This is a genomic window from Gordonibacter pamelaeae 7-10-1-b, assembly GCF_000210055.1.
Taxonomy (GTDB): Bacteria; Actinomycetota; Coriobacteriia; order Coriobacteriales; family Eggerthellaceae; genus Gordonibacter; species Gordonibacter pamelaeae.
On the sequence record NC_021021.1, the window covers coordinates 1595684 to 1596487 of the forward strand.

Annotated in this window: 2 protein-coding genes; both read left to right on the forward strand. The window is 70.0% G+C overall.

What is annotated here, in order from left to right; all coding sequences use genetic code 11:
• A partial coding sequence (locus tag GPA_RS07375) for a response regulator transcription factor (protein WP_041239243.1) occupies window positions 1-258 on the forward strand: 258 nt, incomplete at its 5' end.
• Window positions 259-330: 72 nt separating this feature from the next.
• A partial coding sequence (locus GPA_RS19040) for a DUF7134 domain-containing protein (protein ID WP_041240249.1) occupies window positions 331-804 on the forward strand: 474 nt, incomplete at its 3' end.

Sequence of the window (804 nt, forward strand, 5' to 3'; positions counted from 1 at the left end):
GCGTTCGATGCTCGGTGCGCGGCCGTGGCCGCAGCGGGCGGCCTCACCGAGCGCGAGGCCGAGATCATGCGCTATCTGGCGCGCGGCCGCACGAAAGCCCACATTGCCGGCGTGCTGTTCGTGAGCGAGAACACCGTGCGCAGCCATGTGCGCAACATCTATGCCAAGCTCGAGGTCCACACCCGCCAGCAGCTCATCGACCTCGTGGAGGAAGAGCGCGGCGCGGACGGCGGCGGCGAGGCTCCCGGCTGCCGGTAGGCGCGTTCGGATACTCCAATTACCTCGGCTGGTGTATGGCGCGGGGCGGCCGGGTCGCGTACCATGGCAGGCATGGAGAACTTCCTTGTGAACAACCGCCCGATGGCGCCCAAGGACTGGGCGGTCGACGTCGCCGTGATGCTGGCGGCGTTCCTGTTCGGCTGCGGGCAGCTCATGCTCACGGCCTCGTCCATCGTGATCCCCGACCTTGAGCTGCGCCAGTATCTGGGCATCGTGAACGTCGTGCCCGACACGTCGGTGTTCGTGGCGCTGGCGCTGACCACGCTGCCGCTCGCGGCGCGGCGGCGGTTCCCGTGGCCCGTGTTCCTGTTCGTGCTCATCACGTTCCTGGGGCTGCAGGGCGCGTTCCGGGGCTTCTCGCTCACGGTGGTGGGCCCCGTGGTGGCGCTGTACACCATCGCTTGCGAGCGCGGGCGCACGGAGGCAGCCGTCGCCGTCGCCCTGGCCGTGGCGGGCGTGCTGTTCGCCGACGCCCCCTCGCGCACGGCGAGCCTCGCCTTCTTCACGCGCTTCCAGAACGTCGCG